Below are 18,046 nucleotides of genomic sequence, written 5' to 3' on the forward strand. Positions count from 1 at the left end.
CGCTGACAACGTGATGCCTGAGCGACCGCCATTTTGTATTCCGGCACGCGGTTTGTATGTCCGGATGTGGAGACTTGCCGGTTATCGGTATGCGCAACAGGATGACAATAAAAACGCGATCGGACGAGGCGATGCCCGGGCGAACGGAGGTGCGCGAGCGCGCTGACGGCCGGGCGGACGCAAACGAGCCCGATATAGGTCTGTATGAACTTGCCTCCCTGCTTATCAAACGCAAGCGGTTCATTCTGTACTCGGTTGTCATCATATCGGTGATGATGGCAGCCATACTTTTGGGTACCGCCAATACCTACCGGTCAACCGCCACGATTCTGTCAGCCGATCGAACCGATAAACTCGGCGGTCTGAGAGGACTGGCCGGTCTGGCAGGTATCAACGTCAGTCAGGATAATCCATCGGAGCTGTTTCCGGTTATCCTTCGCTCCAGGTTGGTGAAGGACGGCGTGCTGGGCAGGGAGTACTCGATCGGTGGAGCGGATGCCGAACCGGTGACCGTAACCCTGCAGCAGTATTTCGGCGAGGATTTACCCGACAGACTCTACGCCGCGCTGGACGGTGTCACCAGCATTGGCATGGACAGGGGGACGGGCGTGATACGGGTTTCGGTTGACACCAAGCAGGCCGAGTTGTCGCAGGCCATTCTGACGGAATACCTCGCTCAACTCGAGACTTTCAACCTGCACAAGAGGCGTTCGAGCGCCAGGGAGAATCTGCAGTATCTCAATCGTGAACTGGCGACGATCGGCCGGCTGTTGTCCGAGGCCGAAGATAACCTGAGCGTTTTTCAGAGCGCCAACCGCGACTGGGCGGTGACGACAAATCCCGATGTTCTCAAGGAGCTTGCCCAACTGCGCCGGGAAGTGGAAATCCGCACACAGGCATATCTGTTCCTTACCGGCGAAAGCGAGATAGCCAAACTGGAAGCACAGAAGGACGTGCCCATCGTTCGAATTCTCGATGCACCGTCAGTGCCTGCCCAGAAGTCCGGGCCGTTCCGGGCGGCGACCCTGGCCGCCAGCGCGGTCGGGACGCTGTTCCTGGCCATGTTTATCTCCGTCATTCACGGGATGTTTCTTAAGCGGGTGCGGGGGCCGGACAGGCAGGCTTTCCAGGCCCTGCGAGAAGACCTGGTCGATGCTTTTCCGCTGACCAGGCGCGTCGTTACCCGTGCCGCCCGGCGCCTGAGTGCGAGGGCGCACCGACACGCTGATTCTGCGTGATACCGTCCGTTATTCCCGAATCGAACCGGTGCCGGAGAATTCTTGTGCCCGGCTCCGGATTTAAATTGATTTTTGGGGTGTGATGTTATAGTTTTGCCACACCCGGACAGGCCCGTATCAGGGAAGAGGGTTTCGGGCAATTCGCGGTGGATGGACCGACGCGCGCGCCCGAAACTTCAGGACTGTTCAGAACACGATGAGTTTTGCATCGTGGTGGGGTTCCCGAGTGGTCAAAGGGAACAGACTGTAAATCTGTCGGCGTAGCCTTCGAAGGTTCGAATCCTTCCCCCACCACCATGATTAATGCCTGTTCGGGTTTTTTTTTGCCCCTGGTGCCGGCTCGCCATACGTCGATTCACAGTCCTTCCCGGTGGGCCGTCTTGAACAAATGGGTTTGCGCCGGAGTCCGAGTCAATATATCTTGGCGGCTCGCATCACGCTATGGCTGGCGAAACGGAAAAGATACACGCGGACTACACTGAAGGTTCGATCCTCGGCTCCATCCTGAAGATGGGGCTGCCCTCCATGTTCGGGTTCCTGACTCAGAACATCTATACCATTGTCGATACGTGGTGGGTCTCGCGGCTTCCTTCCGGCGAAGCGGCCGTGGCCGGCCTGACTTTTTTCGCCGTCATACTGTCGCTGCTGTTTTCGTTCAACCAGCTGGTCGGGCCGGGCTCGGTGGCCGTCATCTCGCGGCGATACGGCGAGAAGAACTATGATCAGACCGAAAAGGCGATCAAGGAAACAATCCTGCTCAAGCTCCTTTTCGGCTTCGTCTTCGGAATCACCGGCTACTTCTTCACCGAGGATCTGCTGAGACTGGTGGGAGCGCGAGGAGAGTCCCTGAGACTCGGCGTGCAGTACGCCCGGATCATGTTTGTGGCCCTCGGCATTCCGTACGCCACCTATTCCATCTTCACTGCCCTGCGCAGCGTGGCCAACCCGCGCATGGCGATGATACTGATGGTCGTCTCCAACCTGCTGAACATGGCGCTCGACCCGGTGTTCATTTTCGGCTATTTCGGTTTCCCTGCCCTGGGTATCCGGGGAGCGGCTATTGCCTCGATCATCTCGTTTGCGCTCACCCTGACAGCCGGCCTGGTGCTGTTCTATACCGGCCGTACCAACCTGCGGCTTCACCTGCGCGGCAAAGCGGCCCTGTCCCTTGAAACCATGTGGCAACTGGTCCGGATCGGTGTCCCGGCCTGGCTGGGGTCAGTCTCGTTTACGGGTTCGAGACTGCTGATAACGCCCATGATCGCGATGTTCGGTACCTCGGTCGTGGCGGCCTACGGTGTGGGGGCGCAGATTTTTGGCTTCGGCATTATGATAATCATCGGTATCGGGCTGGGCCTCTCGTCGCTGATCGGCCACAACCTCGGCGGGGGGAAAATCGAGCGGGCCAGGAAAACCGGCGACCAGGCCATACTGCTGTCGGTAGGTATTATGATCGTGTTCGGAGCGATCATGTTTACAACGGCCGAGCTTGTAATGGGACTGTTCTTCAGATCGCCGGAGACGATCGGTCACGGCGTCACGCTGCTTCGCATTTACTCCCTTGCCTTTCCCTTCTTCGGCGTCTTCCTGATGATCGAGGAGATCCACGTCGGCGTGGGTTTGAACGCCCCGATGATGGTGTTCACGGTCATTCACTCGTGGCTGTTGCAGGTCGTGCCGGTCTTCCTGATCACGACCGTGTTTCATCTCAACCAGGTCGCCGTCTGGTGGGCTATGATGCTCGCAGGGTGTGTGACCGCCGCCATGGTCTACGCGTACTATCGGCGCGGCCGATGGCTGACCGTTAAAGTGTAGGGCGCCCGCCGCCGGTATCGTTTACCGGCCCGACGGGTACCCGACCGGCATAATCAGCAGCACGGCTTCCTCGTGCCCGTTGACACCCACCAGTGCGTTGACGGCATCGTCGCTGAACGCCCCGGCCACCACCGTGCCCAGACCGAGCGAGGCAGCTTCCAGATAGATATTCTGGCACACCGCGCCCGATTCCATGTACGCGTACCGGTAACCGCGATCGGAGTACTTGCGGGTCACGCGGTCAAACCGGGCGGCCAGGATGAGCGTGACCGGGGAGCTGCCCACGCAGTCCTGCTCAAACGCGGCCTCGTGCGCTTCACGGCTGAGATCGCCTTCTCTGACCAGCTCAAGGCTGCTGTCAGAGACCTGGAAATGGTACAGCCCGGCCGGCAGGGACTCGACGTTGGCCGCCACAACATAAATCTCCATCGGGTAGAGCGCCCCGGCCGAGGGGGCCGAGCGGAAATCGAAATCGCCGCGCCGCCGCGTGATGCCGTCGGCCGAGAGCAGAAGCCGCGAAAGCTGTGCGAGCGTGACCGGCTTTTTCTCAAACGAGCGGACGGATTGGCGTTTCTGCAACGCCTGTTCGAGGCTCATGCCCCCGGGGGCTGGTGCCGGCAGTATCATCTTGATGGCTCCTTCGTATTGTTTGTAGAGCGGGACCTCTTTGCCCTGCGTGATATCGTCGCCCTTGAATCCTTCGTCGCCGTAGCTGGTTTGGAAGTGGAACTGCGGTCCGATGGACGGTTCCGGCTCCTCCTGCGCCCACGCACCGGCGACGAGGAAGAGGGTGAGGGCGATAACGGTGGACATAGTATGCTTCATGCTTGCCTCCTTTCGACAGGTCTTTGGGGCTCATGTGACTCGCGCGTGGGTGTAGTATAATAGGCGGTCGAGGCTTCAGGCAAGTGCTGGGCCGATCTGGTGGGTTGATTGCGGTGCCAGAGCCTTGTTGCGGAACGGTCAAGTTGAATTGGCGGGCGGGTGAGTGTGTGTGCCGTTCTCTTCAGCTGCATAGTCTTCGTATTGCTTGAGGAGTCCCCTGACGTGTTCGCCTTTCATGTAGTGTTTCTTGCCGCTGGCGTCGAGAGCGTAAATGCACTTAACGCTCTCCGTTGGCTTCAGGTGAAAGAGGTTCAAAGAGGTAGTAAATGTGACTTGCTCACCCTCACTCAGTTTCCGGGGCAATTCGTCGAGCAGTGTCAAGCGGGATTGTTCTTGCGCAGACTGTATGCCCATAGCGAAGTCCGTGATACATATAGGTCTCCTGCCGATGTTGGCGATGGTAAAGCAGGGGAGAATTTGCACGTCCATCTCACCAATCATGCCAGTCACTAGTATTCTGGCACGATCACGACGCACGCGCCACAAGGTTAACACTACTGCAAACGTGGATACGACCGCTCCATACACAGCTACCCACTCAAAAGTAGTTAACCCTAAAAGCGCGAATGGGCTGATAATGGACATGGCACACACCTCCTTCAGCGTTCGTCCTCTGCCGGCCGGTCGGTATGGGTCATGTCAGTTCTGTAATTCTGAACTCGAATATCGGACCTAGGACCGGCTTGGACAATCCTCTTTGCTATCCGGATGGGTCAGCGTACTCTTCAAGTATGCTGTGTTGATCTATGAACTGGCTGAGGACCGTATGAGCACGCGTGCTGGAGCTCATGGCCTCGACCATAATCTCGGCATCAGACTGCGGAAGTGAATCTCCCAGCTTCTCAATTGCTACCCTTAGTTTCGAAGAGGCCCGCGACATCTCTCCTCTCAATGCTGAGGGAAACAGCGGACCCCATCGGTCTATATAATTCCACGCGTCTAAGGTCGCGTCCATCGTTTCTTGATTCACGATGCGTGCGCCGTTGGTCTTCAGTTTAGCAAGCGTTAGTTTGAGTTGGTCTAACCTGTAGCAGGCTTCTATCATCTTGTCAACTGACATGTTGGTGATTCGGCTTGCAAGCTGGAACTTGCGTGCTACCTGAGCGTCCTTCAAGTCCATCTCCTTTAGCTTCCGGCTTTGCCGCAGGGCGTAGATGGCCACAGTGGCCGTAACCGCATTTGGCACTAAGAGTATCAGCACATCAGTCCACGGCATGGTAGAGACCCCCTCCGGTCGTGAAGTGTTCCTATTTGTTCTGTAAAGCTATTCTGTTACAGTGAGTGTGTCAAACGGAAAATCCACACTGCCGTAACCCCCTACCTGAAATCCCTCGACCTGGGCGTGTCGAGGTTCCGGGTCATTCGTAACGGCGTGAACTCGCAGCCGATGACGTTGATCACACCGTCCTTTTTCTCCACCGTGCCCCTGACCACCAGCGCTTTGGAATAGACAATCGCACGGCGACAACGCTGCATGTAGTTCGGCTTGACGACGATGTTGGCAAAGCCGGTCTCGTCCTCCAGCGTGACAAACAGGAATCCCCTGGCGGTGACCGGACGCTGGCGGATAACCACCACCCCGGCCACGCGGACGGTCCGACGTCCCGGCACGGTTTTCAGGTCGTTCGACGAGAGAATGCCTTCGCGTTCGAGCCGCCGTCGCAGCAGCGCCATGGGGTGCGGCCCGGTGGAGAGTTCCATGCCCCTGAAATCGGCGGCCAGCCGTTCGCCGAGCGCCATCGGCCGCAACAGGCGGAAGCTCTCTTCGGGCACGGTCAGGGAGAGTTCGTCATCGGACTTCCGCGACAGGGAGAGGATTTCCCAGAGCGCCTGGCGGCGGGTCAGGCCGAAACAGCGAAAGGCGCCGATAAGGGCGAGTTGCTCAAAACAGTCCTGGTCCAGCCGGGTGCGAAAGACAAAATCAGCCGGGGAGACAAACGGACCTTTCTCCAGTTCGTATTCGATTTTTTCCTTAGCCGCCGGGCCGAGCGATTTGACATAGCGGAACCCCAGCCGGACTTTGTCGCCTTCCACCGTGCAGTCCCAGCGTGACGTGGAGACGTCGACACCAAGCATCCGGATACCGCGCTGGCGGGCTTCGTAGACAATCGTCGAGGGGGAGTAAAAGCCCATCGGCTGTGAGTTGAGCAGGGCGCAGTAGAATTCCTGCGGGTAGTACACTTTGAGGAAGGCCGAGACGTACACCAGCAGGGCGAAGGAGGCGGCGTGTGATTCGGCAAAGCCGAAATCGGCAAAGGCCGCCATTTGCACGAAGATCCTGCACGCGGCCTGTTCGTCGATGCCGTTTGCCAGCATTCCCACGATGAGCCGTTCTTTGAGGGCGTCCATTTTTTCTTTGGAGCGTTTGTGTCCCATAGCGCGGCGGAGTTCGTCGGCCTGCGACGGGGTGAACCCGGCGGCGGCCACCGCTATCTGCATCCCCTGTTCCTGGAAAAGCGGCACGCCGAGGGTGCGTTTGAGGATCGGTTCCAGCGACGAGTGCGGGTAGGTGACTTTTTCTTCGCCGTTTCGCCGCCGAAGGTACGGGTGGACCATGTCTCCCTGGATAGGTCCGGGGCGGATCAGGGCCACCTCGACCACGAGGTCGTAGAAACATCGCGGCCGGTGGCGCGGCAGGGTGTTCATCTGGGCGCGCGATTCGATCTGGAAAATACCCACCGTGTCGGCGGAGCAGACCAGGTCGTACACTTTCGGATCGTCATAGGTGAGCCCGGCCGGGTCGATGCGGATACCGCGATGTTTTTCGATCATCTTAAAGGCGGTGTCGATGAGGGAGAGCATGCCGAGCCCCAGGAGGTCGATCTTGACCAGCCGGACCTCGCCGGTGTCGTCCTTGTCCCACTGGATGACGCTCCGGTCGGGCATGGTGGCGTTTTCAATCGGGACGATCTGTGTGAGAGGTTTTTTGGTGATGATCATGCCGCCGACGTGGATGCCCAGGTGGCGGGGGAAACGCCTGATCCTGCGGCAGAGGTCGATCAGCAGGCGGACCCGCTTGTTGTCGGTGTTCAGCCGGGTTTCGCGGACCCGTTCTTCGAGTTCTTTGCTGTTCGAGTAGTGGTCCAGCAGTTTGGCCAGTTTGCCGGTTTCTTCGAGGGAAAAGCCGAGCACCTTGGCGATGTCGCGCACGGCCGAGCGGCCGCGGTAGGTGATGACCTCGCACACCATGGCGGCGTGTTCCCGGCCGTACTTGTTGTAGACGTACTGGATGACCTCTTCACGGCGGTTGTTGGCGATGTCGATATCGATATCCGGCGGCTCCGAGCGTTCCTCGGAGATGAACCGTTCAAAGAGCAGCCGGAGCCTGATCGGGTCGACGGCGGTGATCTCGAGACAGTAGCAGACGGCGGAGTTGGCCGCCGAGCCGCGCCCCTGGCAGAGGATGCCGTTCTCGTTGCAGAAGCGGGCGATGTCCCGGACGATCAGGAAATAGCCGGTCAGGTCGAGCTTGTTGATAAGGCGCAGTTCGTGCTCGAGCTGGTTGACCACCTCGGCGGTGAGCTCGCCGTAACGTTTTTTCGCTCCCCGGTAGGTCAGGTGTCGCAGGCAGGCGCGCGTGCTCTGGCCGTCGGGCGTGGGGAAGTCCGGCAGGGAGGTTTTCAGGTCACGAAGCATGAACCAGCATTGTTCGGTGATTGCCTGGGTGTTTTCAATTGCTTCCGGCAGGCGCGCGAACTGTCGGCTCATCTGTTCGGCGGACTTGAGATACCGTTCCGCGTTCGGGTACAAAAGGTCGCGGGCGTCGTCCAGCGTGGTGTGATGCCTGATGCAGGTCAGGACGTCCTGCAGCGGCCGATCCTCGGGCGCGGCGTAATGGGCGTTGTTGGTGGCCACCAGCGGGATGTCAAGCGCCCTGCCGAGCCTGGCCAGCCCGGCGCACACCGTCTGGTGCATCGGAAGATTGTGATGTTGCAGTTCGAGGTAAAAGTTGTCCCGGCCGAACAGTTCGCGGTACCGTGCGGCCGCCCTCCGGGCATCGTTCGTGTTTCCGTCCAGGAGCGCCTTCGGGATTTCACCGAGCATACAGCCGGACAACGCAATTATCCCCTCGCGATGGCCGTCGAGAAGGTCCCGGGTGACCCTGGCTTCTCCCTTTTTGCTCTTTAGCTGTGCTTCGGAGAGAAGCCGGGAGAGGTTGGCGTACCCCGTGGGGTTCTTTACCAGCAGCAGCAGGTGGTGGTCGTCATCGAGTGTTATTTCGGCCCCGAAGATCGGTTTGATTCCTTTGCTCAGCGCTGCCTGGCTGAACCGCACGATGCCGTACAGGCCGTTGTGGTCGGTCAGCGCCAGCGCGGGATATCCCAGTTGATACGCCCGCTCGACCAGGGCCTCCGGATGCGAGGCACCGTCGAGAAAAGAGAAGTTGGAATGGCAATGCAGTTCGGTATAGTTCATGCTGCCTGTCCGGCTTTTCAATCAAAGATTCCCTGCAGGAACCAGCGGGAAGAAGTACGCTCGAAAAAGACGAGGTAAAGCTGCCGGTGAGAAGAAGACCGGTCATCGCCGATCTGAATCTCGTAGTACAGCCGGTTGAAATCGACGCTCCACCATCCCCCGGAGAGTTCCCACGGTCCGTGATACCGCCTGATCGGTTGCCGGTGGCGACCGATCCCGGCCTCCCGGAGCCGGCTGTCGGTGGTGGTTATTTCGATCCGGCGCGGCGGCTGGAGAAGACGCAACCCGGAAACGTTCCCCATAACGCAGGCTCGAAGACCGTCGGCCGGTTGACGGTCTTCCATAGTGCGCGGGCGCCGGTCCGTGTTTCGAGGTGAGAAAGGGGCAAGGGAGAATTTCTGCTCCGGCAGGATGGCGGCACACAGTTGGGGAACGTATATGAGGTCGGAGTCGATGGTCCGTTCGGGAGAACTGATTTTTTCGTTTGATGAAAACGCCAGTTGCTCTGAGAGCAGTGTCGCCGCCTCGGGAATAGTAACCTTTATGCCGGTGACACCGGCGGAGAGTTTGAACCCGGCAAGCAAGGGGAGAAGCTGCCGGAGGAATCTCGATACGGACAGGGTCGGTCGTTCGACGGTGACCGGGAGATTCTGCTGCGTGTGGTTATCGAGTTCCAGCATGATCGTAACACAACCGCACCCCCGGCTGAACTTCCCCAGGGCGCCCAGCAGGGGAGAGAGCAGTTGTCTCACGTACGAGGTAACGGCGCCGGCGGTGTAGATCGGGGAGACCAGGTGGATTTCGTTCGACAACTCGTCGTCCGACGGTTCAGCGGGGGAGAAGGTGGCGTCGGTATCGTCACCCCGCGCCAGGCGTGACAGGGCTGTTCCCTCCCGGCCGAACCGCCGGGTCATCTCGTTGGCGGGGAAGGCCGCCAGTTGGCCGATGGTTTTCAAGCCGAGATCGTGCAGCATGGCCCGTGTCTCCGGAGAGAGAGGGAGGTCCGCAACGGGGAGATTTTCAAGGAACGTACGCTCACGGCCGGACGGGATGATCGTATACGGGACGGCGCCGGACACCCTGGCGGCCGTTTCGGCGACGAACCTGTTTTTTGCGATTCCGACCTTTACCGGGTAGCCGAGCGGACGGATGGCTGCAATTATCCGGGCGGCAAACGCAGCTTCGCTCCTGTGCAGCAGGGTAAGACCGGCGGCGTCAAGGAAGAACTTCCCTGGAGAAGTTTCCTCCACAAACGGTGAGAAGCGCTGGAGTTTTTTGAATATCGCGTTTGACTCTTCTATCTCCCTGGTTATCTCGCGGACCCTGACCACCAGGCCGGGACACAACGTACCCGCCTGGGCAAGGGTCATGTCGGGCAGCAGGCCGGCACGCGATGCCGCGTGGTTGACGGCGATAATCGGTGCGGCGTCAAAATCGTTTTCAGCCAGCGCCGCCGGTTTGAGGCGAAGGGAAGGGTCCGCCCGGAGACAAACGGCCACCGGAAAATCAGGCGCCAGCAGACAGGCCACGCGTTCCCCGGTCATAACAACACCTCCGCCTGCGTTCCTTCTCTGCAAATCCGGCTTTTCGTAAGGTGCACTTTCAGGCGGTCGCTTCCGGATCGAAGGACCTCCAGCCGCAGTGACGCCATACTGGAGGGAATAATCTCAGAGTTATTCTCGGTCAGGAAGATTGTCAGCGCCCTGGCCCGGACGGTCTTGAGGCGCAACCGGTGAAGCAGGACGATTGGCAGCACCTGTTTTTCACCCACCAGGTCGAAGACGATGACGTTGACGGTTTGATTTCTCAACAGCAGTTCCGCGGTGCGAAGGCCGGTTTTTACACGGTCGGTGGGGCGACTGTCCGGTTTGACCACCAGCAGGCGGGTAAGATCGACCCCGCTGACGGCAGCCGCGGACGGAAAGAAGGTACTGCTGAAATCGATATAGGCCGCAACTCCCGTCCGGGTGAGATGAGCCAGCAGCTTGAGCAAAAGACTCGTTTTCCCCGATGAAACGCCGCCGGTGATTTCGATCAGTTGGCCGTACGGAATACCGCGCAGCGGAAAGAGGGCATCAAGCTCCGGCAGGCCGGTGCTGAATGCCGGTGCTGTTTCGGCCACGGGCTTCAACGCCTGCGGCCATCGTTTCCGGATAATTTCCCTTAGTGCGGCGGTGCCGACGGGGGCAAAATCGGCGGTATGACAGCTTGTTTTTTTCGTTTGACGGTCCATATTTTTTCATATCGGCAATACTGCCCATGCGTGCAGTTATACGATACGAAAGGTTTCCGGGCTGTCAATAACATATTGCAATGCATTGGCCGGCAACGGGTTGTCAGACCCGCCGGCGGTCAGGATGGCCGTGCCATCGGCTGTGTTCTTGACTTCGGCCGGGAGTGCTCTATATTGGAAGTGCGTAACAGGCAGGCGATCTTTTCAGATCGGTCATTCGGAAGAGATCACAAGGTTCCGGCAGCGTTCGGGCCGGCAGTTGGCGGGTTGCCTTTACCCTCGGTGACTGCCTGACTCTGATCAGTTCCCTCAACCTAATCAGGCCAAATCATCCCCAGATCTATTACTTTGGCCGGTGGAATTGTATCGACGGCGGATTCGCTCACCACGATCACAGCGGCGCCGTCAGCCGAAAAGAACCCGTTGGCATTACCGTAGAAAACGGTGGTATGCAGGGGAAACTGGAATTCACCGGCCAGATCACAGGTGAGTCTCAACTCCAGGACGGTGCTGTCACCCGGGTTGAGCACGCTGCCGAGAGTATCAGATTCCCCCGGTTCGTCGATGATCCAGTAGTACGTTTCGTAGCCAGCCACGACGGGATTCAGGGCGGCGTGCTCAAAAAGGCACGCTCCGGCGGCACCGGCAACGGTCACCGAATACGAGACAATCTCGAACTGGGCAGGGAGGTTCTCTGAAAAGTAGAGTCCCGAGAGGGGAAAGGATTCGTTGTTCACCACCGTTCGCGTGATGGCAAGGGTGTCGCCGGCCGCGACCTCAAGCTCGGTTAACGTGTACGTGCTGACTATGCTGTAGCCGGTCGGGTGAACGGTTTCCTGGCCGCAAAGGCGCGCCGGCAGCAGGAACAGTCCCAGCGCCAGTAGCAGGTGGGCCGGTCGCGAGTATCTCATATCATTGTATATCGACCACAATTCGGCGGCTTTTTATCTTTAATGTACGCGCGGCCGGCCTCTGTGTAAACTCTTTTCCCGGGGAGCCGCCATGCCCGGCGAAGCCGCCGGTCAGTCAATGCTGGCGGTTCGATAGTGGCACTCGTTTTTGGTTGACACCGCGGCGCGCATTCTCGTACTTGAATCAGTTAAATAAGGATACTCTACTCTACTATGCACGCTACGGGGCAGGGACATCTTCCGCCCGGTCTCTCCTATGTTCGGCTCTTCAGGGCGAGAGTTGCCTGGGCGACCTCAGGAACGGTCGTGGTGCTGTCGGTTGTTGTTTACTGGCTGACGGCCTTCAGGACGTTCACGTGGTGGAACTCGGCAGAGTATTCGCTGGCCGCCGTCACTCTCGGAACGCCGTCTCCTCCCGGTTCGCTGCTCGTAACCGTGCTCGGCTGGATCGTGACAAAGCTTCCTCTGGGCATTCCGGATCTGTTTCGTCTGAACCTGTTTGCGGCTGCAGCGGCGGCGATTACGGTGGGGCTGGTGTCCCTGATTGCCACCGAGCGACTTATAGGCGCGGCAGTGCAGAGGAGGCCGCTGGTCGAGAGGCGTTCTTTGATAACCGGGTCCGTCGGCGTGGCCGTCGGCGCCCTGACCTTTGCTTTCAGCCAGACTCTGTGGACGTACGCGGTCAAGTTGACTCCCTACGTCTTCACGGCCCTGTTTACCGCTCTTATTCTATGGGCTCTCTTTCGGTGGTCGGAACGTGCGTATGACCCGAGCGCAGCCCGGCGGCTGTTCCTGGTTACGTTGCTGTTCGGCCTCGACCTGAGCGTTCATCGCACCAACTTTTTGCTTTTCCCGGGCCTGTTCGTCTGGGTGCTGCTGGGCAACCCACGAACGTACCTCTCGATTCGATCCTGGCTTTACGGCTTCTGCGGACTGGTCCTGGGTCTGGCCGGGCACCTGCTGCTGATTCCCCTGGCCGCCAGAAACCCTTTCCTGAACATGGCCGATCCGAGCAACTGGTCGCGTTTCTACGACTACGTGTCACTCCGCATGGCTGGCGGCGGCTGGCTTGTGGAGCTGTATCCCCGCAAAGCGGATTTCCTGCAGGTGCAGGTGATGGACTGGGTAAACGGTTTCGCGGCCAACTTCTGCACCTTTGACAGCAGCATCGTACCGGCTCTCCTGGCCCTGGTCGGCCTAGTCTGGTTGTGGCGCAGAAACTGGCGCCCCGCCTGCGGCCTCACCGTGCTCTTTCTTCTGTCGAGCCTCGGGGCGGTCGTGTATTTCAACGTCCCTGCCGATTTCTTTCGATCCATGTACCGGCATTACCTGCCTTCATTTGTCATCATCTCCGTGTGGATTGCCTGCGGCGCGGGGGCTATTGTATACTATGCGGCCAGGATGACCGGCCGGCTACGAGTTTACGCCACGATGCTGGCGGTGATCGTCATAGCCGTCGCCGCGGGCAGGCAGGTGAAGCTGAATTTTGCGCCTGTCGACGGATCGAATCGCTCGTTCGCTTACGATTTCGCCATGAACGTTTTTGAGAGTCTGCCGGAGAAGGCGATTGTTTTTGTCGCTGGAGACAACGACACGTTTCCCCTCTGGTGCCTGCAGGGGACCAGGGGGGTCAGGCCGGACGTGACCGTCGTCAACCTCCCTCTGCTCAATACATCGTGGTACGTAAAGCAACTTGTCTCTCGCGACAGCACGTTCCCCTTGTCCAGCGATGACTTGTCCGCGGTTGTGCCCCTGGCCTGGCGGGACACGACAATCACCGTGCCGACGGGCGGTGACCCGACCGCCCCGGGGCTGTCCGACGAGACCGCGGTGCCTGATTCGGTCTACTTTCAGGTGCCGCCGAGCTTCCAGAGCGGTGTTCTGATGGGCAGTGATCGGCTGATCCTGCGAATGATCAGTCAGAATCGCTGGCAACGTCCCGTGTTTTTTGCCATCACGACAGGGTCGCAGTTCTGTTCCTGGGTGCAGCCGTACCTTCGCCTCGAGGGCCTGGTAAGGCGCCTGGTGCCGGTTTCGGACGGGCCCGCGGTGACAGGACCGCTGCGGGAGAACGTGCTCTCGAGATACGTCTACAACGGTTACGCCGATTCCGCCGTTTGGCTCGATGATGTCTCCAGATCGATGGCCGTCAACTATTATGCGGGCTTTATCGCGCTGGCCACGGCTGAAAAGGCGCGCGGGGACACCGCTGCCTGTCAAGAGGTTCGGCGGCGAATGCTTGAACTGCTGCCGCCGGATCGGCTGGTGCCCCCACCCAACATCCGGCGGTTGATCGACGTGGTCTGCGGCCGGGACGAGCCCGGTTGACGGCTCTTGCCGCGAGCCGCCGTCACGTCCGGCAATTGCGGCAGACCACAAGCAGATCAGGTTACTTTCTCTGCCGAAACTTCCTTCGCCGGTCGTAGGGAGTGATGTCGGGCAGTTCACCGTGCTTCAGCTTCCGCTTCATCTCTCGCCAGAACGCGATGGTGTACAGATCCGCGTGCACGATGTCGAAAATGCCCTTGAGGGGCTTGGGGATCCCCGAATACCTGTCTATCTCATCCATGAAGAAATCGTCGGGAGTGGCCGTGATCCAGTTTTCCTCGAGCTGGGTTTCCTCGTACTCGTCCCGGGGTTCGGGCTTGACCCTGAAGTGTGTAGTTTCCAGCGGCTGGACGTCGTCGTAGTCGAACAGGACAACCCTTCCCTGACGGGTAACGCCGTAGTTCCACGTGTTGAACAGGTCGCACGGGAAAATGCCGGTGCCGGCGAGGTCTTTCAGGAAGTAGCCGAAGTCGATGATAACCCGGCGTATGGCTTCAGGATGCTTTTCGGTGGCCAGGTATATCGGCAGGGGCGTCACTTTTCTCTGGACGTACACGTGATGTATGACAACGTGTTCATCCTCGATGTCGATAGTCTCGGTGCCGGCCCGACGGAACTCGTCGAGGAGCTGCCTTGAGAAGCGCTTCCTCCGGAACCTCAGGTTTTCAAACTCGAGGGTGTCGACCATTCGACCGACGCGATCGCGGTGACAGACGAAACTGTAATGGTACACTACCTCGGAGCGGGAAATCGTCTTCACTGTAATGTCCTTTGACCTGAGAAAGCAGGGTCTGTCCTTGATGACCTTAAACACGAAGTTGTAATCGGGCAGGGTGAAGACGATCATGACGGCGCCTTCTTTCCCCGGAGCGATGACGAACTGCTCTTTGGATTCGTGGACGAACCGATGCAGATCCTTGTAGAACCGCGTCTTGCCGTGCTTGGGGCAGCCTATCGACGCGTACAGTTCGGAGACGGGTTTTTGCGGCAGGATCGACTTGAGAAAGCCGATCAGCGCGTCGTGGCGGTCAATCTCGATATGAAAATAGGAATGGGCAAAACCGAAGACCCGGCTGGCCTCGGCCTCACTGAGAAGAACGGTGTCGACATATATGCCCGTACCTTCGTTGTACAACGGAAGGATGAAGGGGATAAACTGTGAATCTATGCGGATTCGCCCCACCGTGTAGGCGACCTTGTTACGGTAGAAGGGAGACCGAATAACCTCGACCGTGTATGTTCTGTCGTACCCTACAATCGGCCAGAGGAACAGCTCGACTTCCGTGGCCACGAGTGCGGCGTCCCGATCGATGTCCTCATACCTGATCGCAAAGTCGTGGTCCTGAAGAATCCCGCGTATGAGTTGCCTGGTCTCGGCGCCGTTGACGTAAGTCCTGTAAATCGGGTTCTTCGGCTCATCCGGCTGGGCCCGGTCTTCCAGGTGCAAGTATTCGACCTCTCTGTTGACGCCGACCGTCATCAGGACCTTTCTCGTCACCGAATTGAAAAACGTTTCGGCGAGCTCGATGTCGTAACGGCCGGTGATAAGCCCGGTGTACTTGCGCTTGACGGCCATCCAGAGCGAGACGTCGGTTGTCCGGACGCCCAGGGTATGCCTGAGTTTCGCGTTCACCTGCTCCAGCGACTTCTCATTCAAGTCCAGCCTTTCGAGCGCATCCTTGTATCTTCCCTGCCAGTCGGCGCGCTCGAATCTGCGCTTGGCGCGCCGGGTAACCCTGGCGAACTCGCGCGAGTATTTTTCGTAAGCGTCCCGAATGCATTCCGAAGCCCACTGAGCAAGCCCCTGCGTGGTCGTGGGATGCTTCGGCGTTGCCTTTTGATGTGGTGTCATAGTCTCCCCGCTGCGTAGTGCAGTTGGTTGTCTGTCATGAATATAATATCTCTTGCTGCCCAGACCAGAGCCTTTCTGGCGGATTTCGCCGCGCGCGATGCAGGCAGTTCGGACCGTGGTTTCAGGACGCCGACAGTGACTGCGGATTCCCCTCGTCACCGCAGAGGCACGCATCGCGCTGGGCGCCCGGGAACTGGAGAAAAAAGTCGCCAGAAAGAAACGGTGTCTGATAGCGGTGCCGGCGATTTATGGCTTGCCCGTAGTGTGTTATTGCCCTGATACTTACGACACAGTGATGAAGTGATGCTTTATATCTTGCGGCCGTGCGACCTGCCGGGTCGCCGGACGGTTGTGGACACTGCGGCAAAACCGAACCCTGAACCCGCCGGGAGAGCGCAACGTATTGCCGTCAGGAACCGTGAATAAGTGCGCTTGCGGCGGGTATGATATATGGACCGACCGGACGCCCGCGAGGGAGAAGCTCAAGCCCGGGTTCGCACCGCCGGGGATCAGCAGGGTTGACCGGACTGCGACCCCTCGATTTCTTACGCCGGACCGGTGAAACATCAGGATAGCAAGGAGAGTTGATCATGCCGTTCTGTCCCCAATGCCGCTATGAGTACGAGGCCGGCACCGTGACGTGCCCTGACTGTGATGAACAATTGGTAGAGAGCCTGCCGGAGGCCGGTGGGGCCGGCGCGCCCGAATCCCGGTCGGGCCGGAAGGACTGGGTACTGATAGCCCGGTTGACGTCCCGCGAGTATGCTGAAATGGTTCTGGAAGGTTTACGGGCAAAGGACATCCCGGCCGTGGTCCATTCCGCTACCGGGCATTTCGGCCAGACGGGGCAGATGGGTACGTCCACGTTTCGGCCGGTTGGCGGGGGATACTCGCTGATGGTGTCCCGGGAGCACGTTGCCGAGGCCGACCGGGAGGCCGAGCTTATCCTGGGCGACATCTGGAGACAATCACGGCTGATAGACCTGGATCGTTCGTGACGGGGCTAGTTGGAAGGGGCTGCGTTCATCCGGCCAGGTAGGTTTCAAAGCCTTGCCCGGAGACGTTTCGCCTGCAGGCGTGTCGTGCGGGGATTGATATGCAGCCTCAGGTGCTCAGCTCAACACCGGCGATCCGCCGGATTCTGACTGTCTATCTCCGGTACGTAGTTTTCGGTGCTCCCGGTGGATCCACTGCTGACACGCCGACACTGTCGGTGACACGCAGGTAGTACAGACACACCGTTGGATCCAGCGTCGGCGGGAGAACTCCTCCGAACAGTGAATCACCTGCCTGGCCGTCTTCATGGTTTCCGTCGTCGAACATGTCAACGGTGAAGAAGCCATTCCCGGTGTCGACCTTCAGTTCGATCGACGCGATACCGGCATGGTCCGCGATCTTAGACGTCACAATGACCGAGCCGGCCAACTCGGGAGAGCGGGAGAGGTGATGGCTGGTTTGCCGAACCGAAGGCGGCAACGCATCGCGTATGGCCTCGCACATAGCCGTACGGTAGTATCTGCCTCGCACGGATGTTACTATGTTGCCCTGGATAATCGGCGGGTGGTCTCTGCCCTGGTAGGAGGCTCCGGCGGCTTCATACTCCGCCCGGTAATCCGGGTGCCCTGTGATTTCAAGACCGTTAACCAGGTCGGCGGCCGCCAGCACGCGTACTGCCTTGCACCAGGCAGCCACCACCAGCCCCGAGTCGGCGGCTGACCTGATAAGGTCGAGAGCTTCATTGCTGTTGCCTATGTTCTCAAGCCCGGTGTTGCCCGGCAGCAGACACAGGACGTCGTACTCCGTGATGTCCGCAATTTCAGAAACGAGGAAGTCCGCCGTTCGGGGCAAAAGCCCCAGACTCCGGCTGTAATCGCACCGCTCGACTGTCTTGGACAGGGCGGCCGTTGTGACGTGCCAGCCGAACCGCTCGAATTGCTCCATGATACTGAGCGACGTGTCATCGATGTCGTAGTTGGCTCCGAGACCGTCATCCATCAGGAGTAGAATGTCCACGCGGTCCTGCTCCAGTGCGGCGGCAGCGATCCCCTGCGCGAAAGCTATACCGACGTCACCGATGGCGAATTGGCAGGACGACCGGTTGTCGGCTTCCGCCTGCCGGACCGGCTTGCTGGACAGCTTGATCTCCGCGATTGTCACCCCACGGGTGATCGTAACCGCGAGCGCTACGCAAACCGCCGTTAGTGCAGCTTTTTTCATTTGGAATACTCCTGCTGGCGAGTGGAAGCTCACCGTATGCAAGGGCGGGCCAGTCCATTGTATCTTCCCCTGAGTTCTTGCCGGATTCTTCGCGAATCATACTATATAGGACACAGGAAAGTCCATATCTGTTTTGCGGAATCGGGGATAC

At 59.2% G+C, this 18,046-nt stretch carries 13 protein-coding genes and 1 tRNA gene; 5 read left to right on the forward strand and 9 right to left on the reverse strand.

Features of this window, described 5'->3' with window-relative positions; genetic code table 11:
- Positions 1 to 101: 101 nt before the first annotated feature.
- From VMY05_04755 to VMY05_04765, 3 genes are all read left to right on the forward strand, one after another.
- The gene (locus VMY05_04755) at positions 102 to 1,238 is read left to right on the forward strand and encodes a Wzz/FepE/Etk N-terminal domain-containing protein (GenBank protein ID HUV30388.1); all 1,137 of its coding nucleotides are present in this window, start codon (positions 102 to 104) and stop codon (positions 1,236 to 1,238) included.
- Positions 1,239 to 1,450: 212 nt separating this feature from the next.
- Positions 1,451 to 1,535 (forward strand) — tRNA-Tyr (locus VMY05_04760).
- 144 nt (positions 1,536 to 1,679) lie between these two features.
- Positions 1,680 to 3,053, forward strand: a complete 1,374-nt coding sequence (locus tag VMY05_04765) for an MATE family efflux transporter (GenBank protein HUV30389.1) — start codon at positions 1,680 to 1,682, stop codon at positions 3,051 to 3,053.
- A 21-nt stretch (positions 3,054 to 3,074) separates the two neighbouring features.
- Here the strand turns inward: VMY05_04765 and VMY05_04770 are convergent, their stop codons facing one another.
- From VMY05_04770 to VMY05_04800, 7 genes are all read right to left on the reverse strand, one after another.
- Positions 3,075 to 3,878 carry a SagB/ThcOx family dehydrogenase gene (locus VMY05_04770; GenBank protein ID HUV30390.1) on the reverse strand — a complete coding sequence of 268 codons (804 nt, stop codon included), beginning with the start codon at positions 3,876 to 3,878 and terminating at the stop codon, positions 3,075 to 3,077.
- A 138-nt stretch (positions 3,879 to 4,016) separates the two neighbouring features.
- On the reverse strand, positions 4,017 to 4,523 hold the full coding sequence (locus tag VMY05_04775) for a hypothetical protein (GenBank protein ID HUV30391.1): 507 nt from the start codon (positions 4,521 to 4,523) through the stop codon (positions 4,017 to 4,019).
- Between the two features lie 115 nt (positions 4,524 to 4,638).
- Entirely contained in the window at positions 4,639 to 5,154 is a 516-nt protein-coding gene (locus VMY05_04780; GenBank protein HUV30392.1) for a hypothetical protein, read from the reverse strand.
- A gap of 101 nt (positions 5,155 to 5,255) precedes the next feature.
- Complete coding sequence (locus tag VMY05_04785; GenBank protein ID HUV30393.1) at positions 5,256 to 8,354, reverse strand: error-prone DNA polymerase; 3,099 nt, start codon at positions 8,352 to 8,354, stop codon at positions 5,256 to 5,258.
- Positions 8,355 to 8,371: 17 nt separating this feature from the next.
- The gene (locus VMY05_04790) at positions 8,372 to 9,898 is read right to left on the reverse strand and encodes a DNA polymerase Y family protein (GenBank protein HUV30394.1); all 1,527 of its coding nucleotides are present in this window, start codon (positions 9,896 to 9,898) and stop codon (positions 8,372 to 8,374) included.
- Positions 9,895 to 10,476 carry a hypothetical protein gene (locus VMY05_04795; protein HUV30395.1) on the reverse strand — a complete coding sequence of 194 codons (582 nt, stop codon included), beginning with the start codon at positions 10,474 to 10,476 and terminating at the stop codon, positions 9,895 to 9,897. Before VMY05_04795 ends, VMY05_04790 begins: the two co-directional genes overlap by 4 nt.
- Positions 10,477 to 10,901: 425 nt before the next feature.
- A complete protein-coding gene (locus VMY05_04800) occupies positions 10,902 to 11,498 on the reverse strand; it encodes a hypothetical protein (protein ID HUV30396.1) in 597 nt (198 codons plus the stop codon).
- A gap of 213 nt (positions 11,499 to 11,711) precedes the next feature.
- Between VMY05_04800 and VMY05_04805 the strand changes: the two genes are divergently transcribed.
- Positions 11,712 to 13,826, forward strand: coding sequence for a DUF2723 domain-containing protein (locus VMY05_04805; GenBank protein ID HUV30397.1), 2,115 nt, complete (start codon positions 11,712 to 11,714; stop codon positions 13,824 to 13,826).
- A gap of 61 nt (positions 13,827 to 13,887) precedes the next feature.
- Here the strand turns inward: VMY05_04805 and aceK are convergent, their stop codons facing one another.
- Positions 13,888 to 15,678, reverse strand: a complete 1,791-nt coding sequence (gene aceK, locus VMY05_04810) for a bifunctional isocitrate dehydrogenase kinase/phosphatase (protein ID HUV30398.1) — start codon at positions 15,676 to 15,678, stop codon at positions 13,888 to 13,890.
- Between the two features lie 590 nt (positions 15,679 to 16,268).
- On the opposite strand from aceK, the gene VMY05_04815 reads away from it, so the two are divergent.
- Entirely contained in the window at positions 16,269 to 16,676 is a 408-nt protein-coding gene (locus VMY05_04815) for a hypothetical protein (protein ID HUV30399.1), read from the forward strand.
- Positions 16,677 to 16,827: 151 nt separating this feature from the next.
- Here the strand turns inward: VMY05_04815 and VMY05_04820 are convergent, their stop codons facing one another.
- The gene (locus VMY05_04820) at positions 16,828 to 17,895 is read right to left on the reverse strand and encodes a DJ-1/PfpI family protein (GenBank protein HUV30400.1); all 1,068 of its coding nucleotides are present in this window, start codon (positions 17,893 to 17,895) and stop codon (positions 16,828 to 16,830) included.
- Between the last annotated feature and the right edge of the window lie 151 nt (positions 17,896 to 18,046).

Source organism: Acidobacteriota bacterium, assembly GCA_035529075.1.
Lineage (GTDB): Bacteria > Zixibacteria > MSB-5A5 > GN15 > FEB-12 > DATKXK01.

Bases quoted from the DNA above. Each gene is read 5' to 3' on its own strand.
- VMY05_04755 (HUV30388.1), top strand. From the start codon at position 102: ATGACAATAAAAACGCGATCGGACGAGGCGATGCCCGGGCGAACGGAG.
- VMY05_04765 (HUV30389.1), top strand. From the start codon at position 1,680: ATGGCTGGCGAAACGGAAAAGATACACGCGGACTACACTGAAGGTTCG.
- VMY05_04770 (HUV30390.1), bottom strand. From the start codon at position 3,878: ATGAAGCATACTATGTCCACCGTTATCGCCCTCACCCTCTTCCTCGTC.
- VMY05_04775 (HUV30391.1), bottom strand. From the start codon at position 4,523: ATGTCCATTATCAGCCCATTCGCGCTTTTAGGGTTAACTACTTTTGAG.
- VMY05_04780 (HUV30392.1), bottom strand. From the start codon at position 5,154: ATGCCGTGGACTGATGTGCTGATACTCTTAGTGCCAAATGCGGTTACG.
- VMY05_04785 (HUV30393.1), bottom strand. From the start codon at position 8,354: ATGAACTATACCGAACTGCATTGCCATTCCAACTTCTCTTTTCTCGAC.
- VMY05_04790 (HUV30394.1), bottom strand. From the start codon at position 9,898: ATGACCGGGGAACGCGTGGCCTGTCTGCTGGCGCCTGATTTTCCGGTG.
- VMY05_04800 (HUV30396.1), bottom strand. From the start codon at position 11,498: ATGAGATACTCGCGACCGGCCCACCTGCTACTGGCGCTGGGACTGTTC.
- VMY05_04805 (HUV30397.1), top strand. From the start codon at position 11,712: ATGCACGCTACGGGGCAGGGACATCTTCCGCCCGGTCTCTCCTATGTT.
- aceK (HUV30398.1), bottom strand. From the start codon at position 15,678: ATGACACCACATCAAAAGGCAACGCCGAAGCATCCCACGACCACGCAG.
- VMY05_04815 (HUV30399.1), top strand. From the start codon at position 16,269: ATGCCGTTCTGTCCCCAATGCCGCTATGAGTACGAGGCCGGCACCGTG.
- VMY05_04820 (HUV30400.1), bottom strand. From the start codon at position 17,895: ATGAAAAAAGCTGCACTAACGGCGGTTTGCGTAGCGCTCGCGGTTACG.